The sequence below is a fragment of the Martinezella rhizogenes genome (genome assembly GCF_000799715.1).
Taxonomy (GTDB): Bacteria; Pseudomonadota; Alphaproteobacteria; order Rhizobiales; family Rhizobiaceae; genus Rhizobium; species Rhizobium rhizogenes_C.
The window spans coordinates 96188-110566 of record NZ_JUHG01000001.1 but is presented as its reverse complement, the minus strand read 5'-3'; the positions used below and the strand labels follow the sequence as shown (position 1 = coordinate 110566).

At 62.1% G+C, this 14379-nt stretch carries 13 protein-coding genes; 10 read left to right on the top strand and 3 right to left on the bottom strand.

The genetic code is table 11. The features are described 5' to 3' along the window. The first annotated feature begins 19 nt into the window (after positions 1-19). The 8 genes from EX00_RS00505 (at position 20) to EX00_RS00470 (ending at position 9979) form a co-directional block, all read left to right on the top strand. Positions 20-373, top strand: a complete 354-nt coding sequence (locus EX00_RS00505) for a cupin domain-containing protein (RefSeq protein ID WP_047453062.1) — start codon at positions 20-22, stop codon at positions 371-373. Next, the gene (locus tag EX00_RS00500; protein ID WP_047453060.1) at positions 373-828 is read left to right on the top strand and encodes a GNAT family N-acetyltransferase; all 456 of its coding nucleotides are present in this window, start codon (positions 373-375) and stop codon (positions 826-828) included. The genes EX00_RS00505 and EX00_RS00500 overlap by 1 nt, the downstream gene beginning before the upstream one ends. 98 nt (positions 829-926) lie before the next feature. Then, positions 927-2972: a hydantoinase/oxoprolinase family protein gene (locus EX00_RS00495; protein ID WP_047453057.1), complete on the top strand. Its 2046-nt coding sequence runs from the start codon at positions 927-929 to the stop codon at positions 2970-2972. A gap of 1 nt (position 2973) precedes the next feature. Continuing rightward, positions 2974-4941, top strand: a complete 1968-nt coding sequence (locus EX00_RS00490) for a hydantoinase B/oxoprolinase family protein (protein ID WP_047453056.1) — start codon at positions 2974-2976, stop codon at positions 4939-4941. A gap of 47 nt (positions 4942-4988) precedes the next feature. Beyond that, entirely contained in the window at positions 4989-5861 is an 873-nt protein-coding gene (locus EX00_RS00485; protein ID WP_047453054.1) for a LysR family transcriptional regulator, read from the top strand. Between the two features lie 126 nt (positions 5862-5987). Beyond that, positions 5988-7451, top strand: a complete 1464-nt coding sequence (locus EX00_RS00480; protein ID WP_047453052.1) for an aldehyde dehydrogenase family protein — start codon at positions 5988-5990, stop codon at positions 7449-7451. A 9-nt stretch (positions 7452-7460) separates the two neighbouring features. Continuing rightward, positions 7461-8504 carry a tartrate dehydrogenase gene (locus EX00_RS00475; protein WP_047453050.1) on the top strand — a complete coding sequence of 348 codons (1044 nt, stop codon included), beginning with the start codon at positions 7461-7463 and terminating at the stop codon, positions 8502-8504. A 17-nt stretch (positions 8505-8521) separates the two neighbouring features. Then, a complete protein-coding gene (locus EX00_RS00470; RefSeq protein ID WP_309546356.1) occupies positions 8522-9979 on the top strand; it encodes an NAD-dependent succinate-semialdehyde dehydrogenase in 1458 nt (485 codons plus the stop codon). An 88-nt stretch (positions 9980-10067) separates the two neighbouring features. Here the strand turns inward: EX00_RS00470 and EX00_RS00465 are convergent, their stop codons facing one another. Beyond that, a complete protein-coding gene (locus EX00_RS00465; RefSeq protein WP_047453046.1) occupies positions 10068-10658 on the bottom strand; it encodes a TetR/AcrR family transcriptional regulator in 591 nt (196 codons plus the stop codon). A gap of 165 nt (positions 10659-10823) precedes the next feature. On the opposite strand from EX00_RS00465, the gene EX00_RS00460 reads away from it, so the two are divergent. Beyond that, positions 10824-11213, top strand: coding sequence for a RidA family protein (locus tag EX00_RS00460; RefSeq protein WP_047453044.1), 390 nt, complete (start codon positions 10824-10826; stop codon positions 11211-11213). A 25-nt stretch (positions 11214-11238) separates the two neighbouring features. Here EX00_RS00460 and EX00_RS00455 read toward each other — a convergent pair whose 3' ends face one another. Both EX00_RS00455 and EX00_RS00450 read right to left on the bottom strand, forming a co-directional pair. Beyond that, entirely contained in the window at positions 11239-12516 is a 1278-nt protein-coding gene (locus EX00_RS00455; protein ID WP_047453042.1) for an NAD(P)/FAD-dependent oxidoreductase, read from the bottom strand. 12 nt (positions 12517-12528) lie between these two features. Next, complete coding sequence (locus EX00_RS00450) at positions 12529-13197, bottom strand: haloacid dehalogenase type II (protein WP_047453040.1); 669 nt, start codon at positions 13195-13197, stop codon at positions 12529-12531. 338 nt (positions 13198-13535) lie between these two features. On the opposite strand from EX00_RS00450, the gene EX00_RS00445 reads away from it, so the two are divergent. Beyond that, positions 13536-14375 (top strand): GNAT family N-acetyltransferase, encoded by an 840-nt coding sequence (locus tag EX00_RS00445; protein ID WP_047453039.1) that lies wholly within the window; start codon positions 13536-13538, stop codon positions 14373-14375. Positions 14376-14379 lie beyond the last annotated feature (4 nt).

Here is a 14379-nt window from a genome sequence, read left to right as displayed (position 1 = left end):
TCATCGCGAAAGGAATCCCATGTCCCTGCTGAAAACCATCGACCCCACGCCGTCATTCGAGCCGAAACAATCCAAGGCCATGCCGGAACGGCTGATCTCGGGAGATCCCTCCTTCAAGACCTGGGCGCAGGACAACACCCGCGACGGGATGATCAATACGGGTGTCTGGGAAGCAACACCGGGCGAAACCCGCTCGATCAAGGGCGAAACTTTTGAGTTCTGCCATATCCTTCAAGGCGTCATCGAATTGACCGAGGAAGGCGGCACGCCGGTTACCTATCGCGCCGGCGACAGCTTTGTCATGAAGCCAGGTTTCAAGGGCGTCTGGCGGACGATAGAAACCGTCCGCAAAATCTATCTGACGGTGACCTGATGACGAGCCTTGCGGACCTACCGGTCTTTGAGGCCGAACATAACGGCTACACGCTCAGCACGGATCGTGCTCGGCTCGATGTCGATCGAATCCATCACTATCTTGCGGAAGAATCCTACTGGGCGCGCGGCCTCGAGCGCGCCCTTTTCGAACGGGCGCTCGCCGGCTCCCTGCCGGTCGCGATCTACGCGCCGAATGGCGAGCTTGCCACCTTCGCCCGCGTTGTCACCGACCTCGCCGTCTTCGCCTATCTGCGCGATGTCTTCACCTTGCCGGAACACCGCGGCCAAGGGCTCGCGACCTTTCTCGCGCAGGCGATCCGCACCCATCCAGAGCTGAAAACCGTGAGCTCCTGGATGCTGGCGACACGCGACGCTCATGCGGTCTATGCAAAAGCCGGCTTCGAGCCGGTTCCGCATCCAGAATATTATATGAGCATCCGGAAAAGCGATTAAACTCCATAACCAAGAGTTATGGGTTCCATGCCTTTTGTTCTTGGCGGTCACGGCTCTCTTGCGCCATCCTGGGTAGCGACAGCACAAGGAAGCAGCACATGAGCTATCGCATCGGGGTCGACGTCGGCGGCTCCTTCACCGATTTTGCGGTGTTCGACGAGGCCGACGGGCGTATCACCACGCTCAAGGTCTTCTCCCGTCCGGACGAGCCGGGAGCGGAGATCACCGCGGGTCTTTCGACGCTCAAGACCCGCGACGGCCTCGACCCCGCCAAGGTCAGCTATTTCACCCATGGGACGACCGTCGGCGTCAACACGGTCATCCAGCGCAACGGCCACGACCTCGCGCTATTCACCACGCGCAATTTCGAGGACGTGCTGCAGATCGCACGCCTGAAGATCCCGCAGATCCACAATCTCTATTCGGTGCGGCCCGAGCCGTTGATTGCGCGTGACCGCGTGTTCGGTATCGACGAACGAACCATCGCGACCGGTGATATCGTCACCGCGCCCCAGAAAGACGACATCGAGAGGATCGTACGTGCGGCTGAAGCTGCCGGCTGTAAGGGCATCGTCATCGCCTTCCTCAATGCCTATCGTAACCCTGCGAACGAACTTGCCGTCAAGGCGATGATCGAAAGGTTCGCTCCGGACTTGCCGGTCTTCTCCTCCGCGCAAACCTGGCCGATCATACGCGAATATGAGCGCACCATCACGGCGGTGATCAGCGGCTATGTGCAGCCGCGCGTTTCCCGTTATCTCAACCGTTTCGAAAGCGTTCTGCGACAGGAGGGGCTTGCCTGCCCGCTCCTGATCACCAAGAGCAATGGCGGCGTGATGGGCATCGACCAGGCGCGGAACGATTGCGTGCAGATGATCCTCTCCGGAACGGCATCCGGGGTGATCGGCGCGGGGTACCTCGCCAAGGCAAGTGGCTTCGACCGCATCCTCAGCCTCGACATTGGCGGCACCAGCGCCGATGTCGCCGTCATCGTCGACGGCCTGCCGCAATATGGCGTCGGCGAGCTGATCGGAGATTTCCAGATCCACATTCCCTCGGTCTCGGTAAGTTCGGTTGGACAGGGCGGTGGCTCGATCGCCTGGGCGGATGCCTTGGGCATGCTCCAGGTTGGACCTTACAGCGCCGGCTCGACGCCGGGACCCGCGTGCTATGGGCGCGGTGGCGCCAGGCCGACGGTCACCGATGCAGTGGCTGCCTGCAACCTGCTCGGCCACATGCCGCTCGGCTATGGGGCAGTCCAGGTCGATGTCGCCGCCGCCCGCGCGGCGATCGCTCCGCTTGCGACAACGCTCGGCGGCACGATCGAAGCGACGGCGGGCGATATCATCGATATCTCCATCTCGGGCATGTATGCCGAGGTCAGCGGCTTGATTTCCCGCTTCGGGATAGACCCGCGCGAATTCCACCTTTTCGCCTTCGGCGGTGCCGGCGCCATGCTCGCCTGCTTCCTGGCGCGTGAACTCGACATGAAGGGCGTGGTGGTTCCGCCGACGCCCGGCGTCGTATCGGCGCTCGGCGGCCTGATCGCCGACCTGAAGAACGACTTCATCCGCACGGTCTATTGCGACGTCACACCGGAGGCAATGGCAAGCGTCGCTGCGCCCTATCGCGAACTGAAAGCCGAAGCCGAGCACTGGCTGCGGCAAAAGCAGGGCTTCTCCGGCCCGGCACTCGTCCGGGTGTTCGCCGACATGCGCTATCAGGGCCAGTCCTACGAGATCGAAGTCGCACTGGAGGGCAATTGGCTCGAAGAGGTCGATACCGATGCCATCGCGAATGCCTTCCATGCGGAGCATGAACGGCTTTTCGGCCATGCGGCATCGGCGGCGCCAGTGCAGATGGTCAACCTTCGCCTGACCATATCGGGCGCGACGCCGAAACCGTTGCTGACCCAACTCAGCCCTGCCCTGCAACCGGCCCGGCCGCGTTTTTCGGTCGAAGCCTGGTTCGATGGCCGACCGACGACGACCGCCGTCTACCATCGCAGCGATCTTGGCGCGGGTCATCGCCTGGCCGGGCCGGTAATTATCGCCCAGGACGATACCACGACGGTAGTTCCGCCGGATTTCATCGTCGATGTCGACAGCTTCGGCAATCTCGTCATTACCCGCGTGGAGGCCTGACATGGCGATCGATCGCAGAAATCTGAAGGTGCTCGCCAACTTCTGCGCGGCAGCCGCCGACGCCATGGCGTTCACGCTGATGCGTACCGCGCATTCCGCTTTCGTCAAGGAAACCGAGGATTTTTCCTGTCAGGTGGTGACGCGCGAGGGGCTTGCCTTTGCAAGTCCGCGCCAGTTCGGAGCACCCTGGTATAGCGGCATTGATTACAGCCCGCTCCTTGCCATGTTCGATGATTATGCCGAGGGTGATATCTACATCACCAATGATCCCTATAACGGCTTCGTCGCGACCCATTCGCCCGATATCCACATTTGGAAGCCGGCGTTTCGTGGCGGCGAGATCGCCTGCTTCGTCGTCGGCCATATCCACAACACCGATGTCGGCGGCGCCGTCCCCGCCTCGCTGTCGCGCTCGCTCACCGAAATCGAGCAGGAAGGCTTGCGCATTCCGCCGGTCAAGCTCGTCGAGAACGGCGCGCTGAACGATTTCGTGCTGCGCACCATCCGCGCCAATGTTCGTCTGCCGGACCAGAATATCGGCGACCTCCACGCCCAGATCGCCGCCGTCAATATCGGCGAGCGCAAGCTAAAGGAAATCATCTCACGCTTCGGCCTTGAGGATTTCATCGACGGGGTCGGCCAGATCCTCGACTATGCCGAGGAGCAGACGCGCGCCATTCTCCGGCGCGTGCCCGATGGAGACTATTTCTTCGCGGATTACGCCGACGAGGATTCGGTCGGCGGCAAACCCTGCCGGGTGGCCCTGACGCTGCGCATCCGCGATGACGAGATCGAACTCGACTATACCGGCAGCGATCCGCAACTGGGGTCGTCGCTCAACATGCCCACCGGCGGCCGCGAGCGTCATCCACTGGTGATGGTCGGCCTCACCTATGTCTTGTACACGCTCGATAACTCCCTCCTGCTCAACGCCGGAACGCTTCGGCCAGCGCGGGCGGTGCTCCCAGAGGGCAGTATCGTCAACTGCCAGCGTCCCGCCGCCGTCGGCATGCGTTCCCTCACCTGCGCCATGACCCAGATCGTCACGGTCGGCGCCTTCGCCAGGGCTCTTCCCGAGCTGATGCCGGCCGCATCCCCCGGCGGCAATGCCATCATGAACATCAAGACCAGTGCCAGAAACGGCCGGCCGGTCATGGCCTCGATCGGCCCGGTCGGCGGCGGTGGCGGAGGAGCCCCGCTCAGCGACGGAAGTGACGGCGCCGGCGGCGCCACCGGCTTCCTGCGCAACACCCCGATCGAAATCAGTGAAGCGGAGGTGCCGATCCGCTTTCTGCGCTACGGGCTGGAAACCGACACCGGCGCACCCGGCCGCTATCGCGGCGGCCTGTCGGCGGTGATGGAGTTTCAGGTCTCGGCGCCGGAAACCGTCGTGACGGCGCGCAACCGCAATCGTTCCATCATGGGTTCCTGGGGTCTCGATGGCGGCCATGCCGGCATGGTTTCGCGCTTTCTCTGCAACCCCGGTAAGGACGACGAGATTTCACTCGGCAATACGGACATCGTGCATTGCAATCCGGGAGACGTGATCCGCGTCGTCGGCCCAGGGGCCGGCGGCTATGGCGACCCATTCCAGCGGCCGGTCGAAAGCGTCGCCCAGGACGTGCGTCGCGGCGCCGTCTCGCTTGAAAGCGCGCGTCGCGACTATGGCGTGGTGTTGTCGAATGGTGAGGTCGATCGCGAGGCGACGGCAGTGCTGCGGGCGCGCCGACCATCCAGAGCCGACCCCGTCACCTATTCTGCCGAGCGGATCGTCTTCGAAGCGGTCTGGACGGAGGAACGCTACACCTTGCTAACAGCGTTTCTCGCTGGAATCCCCGTCGGTTGGCGCTTTTTCCTGAAGCACAGGATCTTCGATGCTGTCGCGTCCCACCAACGGGAATCGGATGACGGGATCGGCGAAGAGATGCGCGCCATCTTCGCCGACATGCGAGAACGCTACGGCGTTTGACAGTTTGCAACGATTGGTTATGACATCCATAACCTGAAGGCAGATCGATGAACCCACGCCAGCTAGAAATCTTCCGGGCGATCATGCGCGACGGCACGCTGACGGCGGCAGCGAATTCGCTTGGGATCTCGCAGCCGGCGGCCAGCAAGTTCCTGCATCATCTGGAAGACCAGCTCGGCTATACGCTATTCGACCGCATCGCCGGGCGGCTGGTGCCGACCATGGAGGCAAATCTGCTGTTTGCCGATGCCGACAGGGTGTTTCGCGAAATCGAAGCCCTGAAGTCACTAGCCAGGGACATCGGCGCCCGGAAGATTGGCCTGCTGCGGCTCGGGATCAGCCTAGCAGTTACCTACTCGGTACTGCCGAAGGCGCTCTTGCGGTTTCGCGACAAACACCCGGAGGTGAAGGTTCATCTCCATGCCCTGCCGAAACGCGAGATCGCCGAAGCACTGCTTCTCGGTGACATCGACCTCGCCGTCACCCTGTCGGTGATCGAAGCCCCGACCGTTCGAAGCGAAATCCTCGGCGATATCCCGATCGTCGCCGTGATGCGGGCCGATGATCCGCTGGCATCGAAGGCGAGTGTTGGTCCTGCCGATCTAGAGGGTTTGCCGCTGATCTCCTACGGCTCGCATGCGGACATCGGCGCGGCGATGGACGACGCCTTTGCGAGCTGCGGCCGACATCGCAACGTTGCCATCCAGATCGCTTCCTCCGTTGGCGCGGTGCCTTTGGTGCGCGAGGGCCTCGGCATTGCCCTGGTCGACGGGCTGGTGGCGTGGCACGGCTTCGAGGGGCTGGTCGCTCGCCCCTTCGAACCTAGGCTTGCCATGCAGATGGTGGCGGCGACCAACGACGCCCGGCCCGCCTCGCGGTTTGTGCAGCCCTTCCTCGTCACGCTGCGCGCCGTTCTCTGACGCGCCGAATCTTGCACTGAAACGGTGGCGGCAAACGGGATATTCCGTCGCAACAGCGAGAGCACTCGATTGAAACTGCCAGAGCATAAACGATAGGCTTGGGCGACCCGGCGGCAAGGAACAGCCATGACCCTCAGTTTCGACCCAGATTCGCTCGAACTTCCAAGCGGACATTTCATCGACGGCCGCTATGTGGCCGCAAGCGGCGAAATGGCCATGCGCCGCCCTTCGGATGGTGCTGCCTTTGCGGATTGCCCGATCGCCGGGAGGGATGTCGTCGATCAGGCCGTCGAAGCCGCGAACAAGGCGCTGAAGACGAGTGGCTGGGCGACCCTTCGGCCGCGCGAACGGACGAAGGCCCTGGTGCGGTGGGCCGACCTCATGGAAGAGGAAGCCGTGAACCTGGCGCGCCTGGAAGCCGTATCTTCGACCCGCCCCATCGGGCACCTAGTTGCCGGCGACGTCGCGATCACCGCCGAGCAGATCCGCTTCTTCGCCGAATTCGCCGACAAGGAAGGCAGCGACCTCGTGCCGACCGATGGCAACAGCCTCGGCATGATCATGACCGAACCCTATGGCGTCGTCGGCGCAATTACGCCCTGGAACTTCCCGATTTCCATGGCCGGCTGGAAGATCGGCCCCGCGCTCGCGGCCGGCAATGCCATCGTGCTCAAACCCTCCGAGATGACGCCGTTTTCGACCCTCTATATGGCGGAGCTGTCGGTGCGTGCCGGGATTCCGGCCGGCCTGATCAATATCGTCCTTGGCGACGGTCCGACCACGGGTGCTGCCATCACCGGCCACCCCGGTATCGGCAAGATCAGCTTCACCGGCTCCACCGGAGCCGGTTCGGCGATCATGGAGAATATTGCCCGCACCGGCGTAAAGCCGATGACGCTGGAACTGGGCGGCAAGAGCCCGCAGGTCGTCTTTGCCGACGCCGACCTCGATCTGGCCGCCGAGGCGATTGCCCGCAACATTCTCTCCAATGCCGGGCAGGCCTGCGTCGCGGGTTCGCGGCTGATCGCCGAGCGCTCGATCGCCGAACCTTTGGCGAAAGCTATCCTGACATATATGCGCAATATCAAGCCCGGCCCGACCTGGGACGAGAACAGCCAATATTCGCCGATCATCTCGGAGCGCCAGATCGGGCGCATCGACAGCCTTGTGCAAGCGGCAATCGATGCCGGTGCAGAATGCCTGACCGGCGGCTCGCGGCTCGACCGGCCGGGTTATTTCTATGCTCCAACGTTGCTTGCCGGTGTAGATCAGGCATCGCCCGCCGTCACCGAGGAGATTTTCGGGCCGGTGCTGACGCTACAGACCTTCGAGACGGAGGAGGAAGCGCTATTGCTTGCCGATCATCCGACTTATGGGCTTGCAGCGGGGCTGTTCACGCGCGATCTTTCTCGCGCCGTTCGCGTCACGCGCCAGCTCCAGGCGGGGACCATATGGGTCAACCGCTACGGGCGCTCGCGCGACCATATTCTGCCGACCGGCGGCTACAAGAGCTCCGGCATCGGCAAGGACCTCGGCCGCGACGCCTATCTCGCCAATCGCCGCAGCAAGTCCGTGCTGATCAACATTTGAGGACCTGACATGAAGACCTATAAAATCGCTCTTATCCCCGGCGACGGCATCGGCAAGGACGTTATCGCCGCCGCATGGCAGGTGCTGGAGAAAGTCGCAGCCAAGGCGGGCTTCGGGCTTCAGCCGACCAGTTTCCCCTGGTCCTGCGCCTACTACAAGGAAACGGGCGCGATGATGCCGGCGGACGGCATTGCGACACTGCGCGGTTTCGACGCCATCCTGCTCGGCGCGGTCGGCTGGCCGGCAGAAGTTCCCGATTCCGTTTCGCTTCACGGCCTGCTGCTGCCGATCCGCAAGGCCTTCGAACAATATGCCAATATCCGGCCGCATCGGCTGCTGCCGGGAGTCGAGGGACCGCTGAAGGCTCGCGACTTCGACATCGTCTGCATTCGCGAGAACACCGAGGGCGAATATTCCGGCGCTGGCGGGCGCGTGCATCAGGGCACAGCAAACGAGGTCGCCGTCGAAACCTCGATCTTCACCAGAGCCGGCGTCGAGCGCATCCTGCGCTTCGGCTTCGAACAGGCCCGCGTGCGGCGCGGTAAGCTTGCCTCCGTCACCAAGTCGAATGCGCAGAAATATTCCATGGTCTTCTGGGACGAGATGACCGCGCGGCTGGCCGCCGAATATCCCGATGTCAGCGTCACGAACTATCACATCGATGCCATGGCGGCACGCATGGTGATGGCGCCGGAAAGCCTTGACGTCATCGTCGCCTCCAATCTGTTCGGCGATATCCTGACCGACCTTGGTGCCGCCATCCAGGGCGGCCTCGGCTTTGCCGCCTCCGCCAATCTCAACCCCGACCGCAGCGCACCGTCGATGTTCGAGCCGGTACACGGCTCCGCCCCCGATATCGCCCATCTCGGCATCGCCAATCCGATCGCCGCGATCTGGTCGGCCGCCATGATGCTCGATCATCTCGGCGAAAAGGCAGCCGCGGCCGCGATCATGCATGCCATCTCCGCCGCGACCGAGGCCGGTGTCGGTACGGTTCCCGGCAAGGACAAGACCGACGCAATCACCTATGCTGTGCTGAACACACTCGCCTGAACGACAAGGAAGCGACAATAATGGACCTCAAGGACAAGAGCCTGTTTCGCCAGCAGGGCCTGATCGGTGGAACTTGGCGCGATGCCGCCTCCGGCAAGACCGTCGACGTCATCGACCCGGCGACGCAGGCCGTGATGGGCACCGTTCCCGATATGGACGGAGCTGAAACCCGTGCCGCCATCGACGCCGCCAACGCCGCCTTCCCGGCCTGGCGCGAGAAGACCCATGCCGAGCGCGCTCTGCTGCTCGAAGCCTGGTACGATCTGATGATCGAGAATTGCGACGATCTCGGCCTGATCCTGACGACCGAACAGGGCAAACCGCTTGCAGAGGCATGTGGCGAAATCCGCTACGGCGCCTCCTTCGTCAAATGGTTTGCCGAGGAAGCTCGCCGCATCAACGGCACGACCATCCCCTCGCCGACCCGCGACCGCCGCATCGTCGTCCTCAAGCAGCCGGTCGGCGTCTGCGGCATCATCACGCCCTGGAATTTCCCGAATGCGATGATCACCCGCAAGGTGGCGCCGGCGCTTGCAGCCGGCTGCACCGTCGTCATCAAGCCCTCCGACTTCACGCCCTATTCGGCGCTGGCGCTTGGCGTTCTCGCCGAACGCGCCGGCATCCCCGCCGGCGTCATCAACATCGTCACCGGCATGCCGACCGAAATCGGCAATGAGCTGATGCACAATGAGGTGGTGCGCAAGATCTCCTTCACCGGCTCGACCCGCGTCGGCGCGCTCCTGATGCGCGGCGCTGCCGACAACATCAAGCGGCTCAGCCTAGAGCTCGGCGGCAACGCGCCATTTATCGTTTTCGATGATGCGGATCTCGATCTAGCCGTCGAAGGCGCCATCGCCTCCAAATTCCGCAATGGTGGTCAGACCTGCGTCTGCTCCAACCGCATCCTGGTGCAGGACAAGGTCTATGACGCCTTTGCCGAAAAACTTTCCGCCCGCGTCTCCGCCATGAAGGTCGGCCCGGGTACCCAGGCCGGCGTCGATATCGGCCCGATGATCAACGCGGCCGCCATCGACAAGATCGAGCGCCATGTCAGCGATGCCGTCGAAAAGGGCGCAAAGATCATTGCCAAGGCTTCAAACCTGCCGGAAGGCCGCCAATATGCCGCCCCGGTCGTGCTCTCGGGTGCGACCACGGACATGCTGCTCGCCAGCGAAGAGACGTTCGGCCCCGTCGCACCACTCTTTCGCTTCAAGACCGACGACGAGGCGATCGCCATTGCCAACGGCACGCCATTCGGACTGGCCGCCTATTTCTATACCGAAAGCCTCAAGCGCTCCTGGGCGGTCGGCGAAGCACTGGAATTCGGCATGGTTGGACTGAACACAGGCGCCATTTCGACCGAGGTCGCCCCGTTCGGCGGCGTCAAGCAATCCGGGCTTGGACGAGAAGGCTCACAACTCGGCATCGACGAATATCTCGAAATCAAGACCTTCCACATCGGCGGGCTTGCCTGACATATGAGCAAAGAAGGGTGCCGGCGAAAGCCGCGCCCTAACTAACTTGCAGAACGGGCACCGTGGCGGCTTCCTTGCCGTCACGAATTCATGCCTTCATAAGAAGGCCCGAAGCCAAGGCTTGGAAGGTCTCGACAGCCCTAGGCAGAACATGCTGCGGATCGTCGCTGGCAGCGACCCAGAGAGCGGCATTGAGCGCCACGCCGCTGAGAAGCCGGGCGGCGGCCTCCGCGTCGACCGGCTTGAGGATCTCCTGGGCGATAAGGCGCTCCACTGTCCGCTTGGTTGCCTGAAGACAGCTGCTTTGACTGGGCCATTTTGACGGATCACCCAACACCGCAGGTCCGTCGAGCAAAACGATGCGTTGCACCTCCGGAACAAGCGCCATCTCGATATAGGCCGCGCCTTCGGCAAGCAGCCCCTTCCAATCATCACCCGCGAGAACGCCGATCTCTTGGGCGCGTGACGCCATTTCCGAGTCGATCTGATCGACAACCGCCGCCAAAAGCCCGCGCTTGTCACCGAAATTATGGTAGAGCGCGCCCCGCGTCAGGCCGACTTCGGCGGTCAGCTCATCCATCGAGGCAGCCGAGTATCCTTTTTCGGCAAAGGCCTTTCGCGCGGCCGCAATCAGCTTGGCACGGTTCTCCTCCATCGTATCGACACGTCGCTTCGCCATCTCACCCTCAATTTCATATACACTGCGTATATCAATTTGACATACGGGCCGTATATGGCTATTTCACATACGTACCGTATATCAGATGATGCGACGGCCTGTGAAGCTCACAGTTCGTGCTGCGCTTATCTGTCGGCCATCAACGTCGATGAAGAAAGATCAGGAATGACCAAACGTGAAGCAATCTTCCCTGCCAACCGGCATGCCCTTTATGAAGAGCACGGCTATTCCGCTGCCATTCGGTCCGGAGACCTTCTGTTCGTGTCGGGGCAAGTCGGCAGCCGTTCCGATGGAACACCCGAACCCGACTTCGAACGCCAGGTCCAGTTGGCCTTCGAAAACCTCAAGGCAACGCTGGATGCCGCTGGCTGCACGCTCGATGATATCGTCGACGTAACGACGTTCCATACCGATCCCGAAAACCAGTTTCCGACAATCATGGCCGTCAAGCAGACGATTTTCAGCGAGCCACCCTATCCGAACTGGACCGCGATCGGCGTGAACTGGCTTGCTGGCTTCGACTTCGAGATCAAGGTCATTGCCCGCATCCCTTAAAAGGCATGATTCTTGAAATCTCCGACTATTGAAAGCGGTCGAGCGTCTTGTAGTAGGCGCCGACCAGCGGCAGGAACCAGGGCTTGCCGAAATGCCCCGGCACGGCTGGCCAGGCGAGATCCTTGAGCGGATTGCGATCCGTCTTGCCCAGGATGGCATCGGCGATCATCATGCCCATATGGGTGGCCATCTGCGCGCCATGGCCGGAATAGCCCATCGCGTACCACAGCCCATCGACATAGCCGGCACGCGGGAAACGGTCCTTGGTCATGTCGACCAGACCGCCCCAGCAATAGTCGATCTCGACCTTGGCCAGATGCGGAAAGATCTCGGCAAGGCCGGCGCGCAGGATTTCGCCGCTCTTGCCGTCGGAACGCTGATCCGACGTCGCGGAAAAGCGTGCCCGGCCGCCGAATATGAGGCGATTGTCCGGCGCAAGCCGGAAATAATTGCCGATATTGAGCGAGGTGACGCAGGTGCGATTGCCGGGCATGGTCGCGGCGACCTCGGTCTCGGTCAGCGGCCGCGTGGCGATGATGAAGCTGCCGACGGAGATAATACGCCGGCGGAAATAGCTGAAAATGCTGGGCGTATAGGCGCCTGTCGCCAGGAAGACGTTGTCGGCCGAAAGCTTGCCGCGCGGGGTCGTCAATTCATGCCGGCCGCCATTCACTTTCCTGTCGGTGACAGCGGCGTTCTCGAAGATCGTGGCTCCATGACGAACCGCAGCCTCCGCAAGGCCGACCGCATAGCGGCCCATATGCATCATGGCGCTCTTCTTGGAGAGCATCGCGCCATGAAACGCGGTAGATCCGACTTCCCTTTTGAGATCGTCAGCCGTCAACAGCGCGGTGTCCGGATCGATCTCGCGATTGACCGCCTCGAAATTCCTGGCGATCCCCTCGAAATGCGCCGGCTTGGACGCGAGCTTCAGCTTTCCGGCGCGCCGGAAATTGCAATCGATCGCCTCCTCAGTAACGATCCGTTCGACCGTATCGACGGCATCGTCGAAGGCGCGATAAAGCGCCTTTGCCCGCTCGACCCCGAGTTCGGCCTTGGCGGAGACGAAGCTGTGAGCGAGGCCGTTGTTGAGATGGCCGCCATTGCGGCCGGACGCGCCGGAGCCGACCGTGCCTGCCTCCAGCACGACCACCTTGGCGCCGGCCGTGGCGAGCTCTAGTGCCGCGCCCAACCCGGTAAAGCCGCCGCCGATCACCGCGACGTCGTAGTGACCTTCGAGTGGTGCTGCGCTCTGCTTTTCAAAGCGCGGGGCGGTGTCGTGCCAGTAGGACTTGAATTGCATGGCCGCCTCCCGTCAGAGCCCGACAACGCCGGGCAGGCCGGAAATATCCTTGATCTCGGTATATTCATAGTAGGGGTTGGCGGGCTCGTGACCTCGATTGACCCAGACCTTGTGCTTGATGCCGAGATCATGGGCCGACATCAGGTCGTAACGGAAGGACGATGAGCAATGCAGCACGTCTTCCGGGTTGCAGCCGAGCATGTCGAACATATATTCGAACGCCTGGAAGCGCGGCTTGTAGGCGTTGGCCTGCTGCGCGGTGAAAACGGCGTGGAACGGCGCGCCGAGCTTTTCGACATTGTGCATGATCTGCTCGTTCATGGCATTGGACAGGATCACCAGCGGGATTTCCTTGGCCACCTTGGCAAGTCCAGCCGGAACATCCGCATGCGGACCCCAGCTCGGCACGGTGTCATAGATCGAGCGGGCATCCTCGTCGCGGAAGGTCACACCGTTCTTGCGGCAGGTGCGCTCTACGGAGTTATGGATCACTTCATTGTAGGGTTTCCAGTCTCCGAGAATCTCGTCCAGCCGGTAGGCGGCGAAATTCTTGATGAACTGTGCCATGCGCGGTTGATCAAGCTGTTCGCCATAGATCTTCTGGGCAGCCTCGGCCATCTGGAAATTCGTCAAGGTGCCATAGCAATCGAAGGTGATGTATTTCGGCCGAAACGTCGTCATGTCTTGGATCCTTGCAGGGTGCCGCGCAGGCGCTTGATGATATGAAGACATCATAGGCAGCCTTTCTCCATCGGTTCACCGCATTTGCGTCGTCGGGAAGCAGAAAGTTTTGTATCCTTGCGCCGCTTTGGCAGAGAGTTGCGCACTTGCCTCTTCAGTGTTGCCGATAACCGGGCAAAAAGGGGCTCAAAGCACCCATCGCCTCAGATGGGCCGGCATAAGATGCGGCGGGCGTGCCGGCGAACGGTGGAAGATATTGCCGCAATGCTTTCGTCGGGACGATCTTCTTCCGTTGCGGGTCTATCAAAAAGAAAAGCAACGGATGGGAGACACAGCCTGTGCAGGCAACCGCGATCGACCTTCGCCCCCTCGACCAATCTCACCTTCAATCGGCACTGGCGCTGTCACGTCAGGCGGGCTGGCCACATCGGCTGGAAGAGTGGCAGATGCTGCTGGAGCTCAGCAACGGCCTCGTGGCCGTCGAGAACGAAAAAGTCGTTGGGACGATCTTCGTCACCCCCTATGGCGCGGAGATCGCGACCATCAATATGGTGATCGTCGATGAATCGATACGCGGACGCGGCATTGGCCGGCGCATCATGCAGGCGGCTCTCGATATCGTCGGCGAACGGGAGTGCCGGCTGGTAGCGACCGCCGATGGCCTGCCGCTTTACGAGAGTCTCGGCTTCCGGAAGACTGGCACGATCGTCCAGCATCAGGGAACGCTTGGCGTTTGCACAGCGCCTGAGACGGTTGAATGGGCGACAAAGGCCGATCTCGATGAGATCGTAGCCCTTGACCGTATCGCCTATCCCGCGGATCGCAGCAAGCTCATCCAGAGCCTGTTCCGGTCGGGCCGGGTCGCGGTCTTGCGTGAGGCCGGCGTCATTCATGGTTATGGCGCTTGGCGCCACTTTGGACGCGGCGAACTCTGCGGACCGGTAATCGCGGAAACGACCGGCGCGGCGAAGGATTTGCTCGCTTTCCTGTTTGCGGCCCGGCCCGGGGTCTTCATGCGCGTCGACACCGGCGCTGAAACCGGCCTTGCCTCCTTCCTTCTCGAGCATGGTCTTGTCCATGTCGGCGGCGGCATCTCCATGCGACGTACGCCTTCGTCCGCTTCCTCACCCGTTCCCAGCGTTCACACATTTGCCCTGGCCAGCCAGGCTTTAGGCTGAAGAG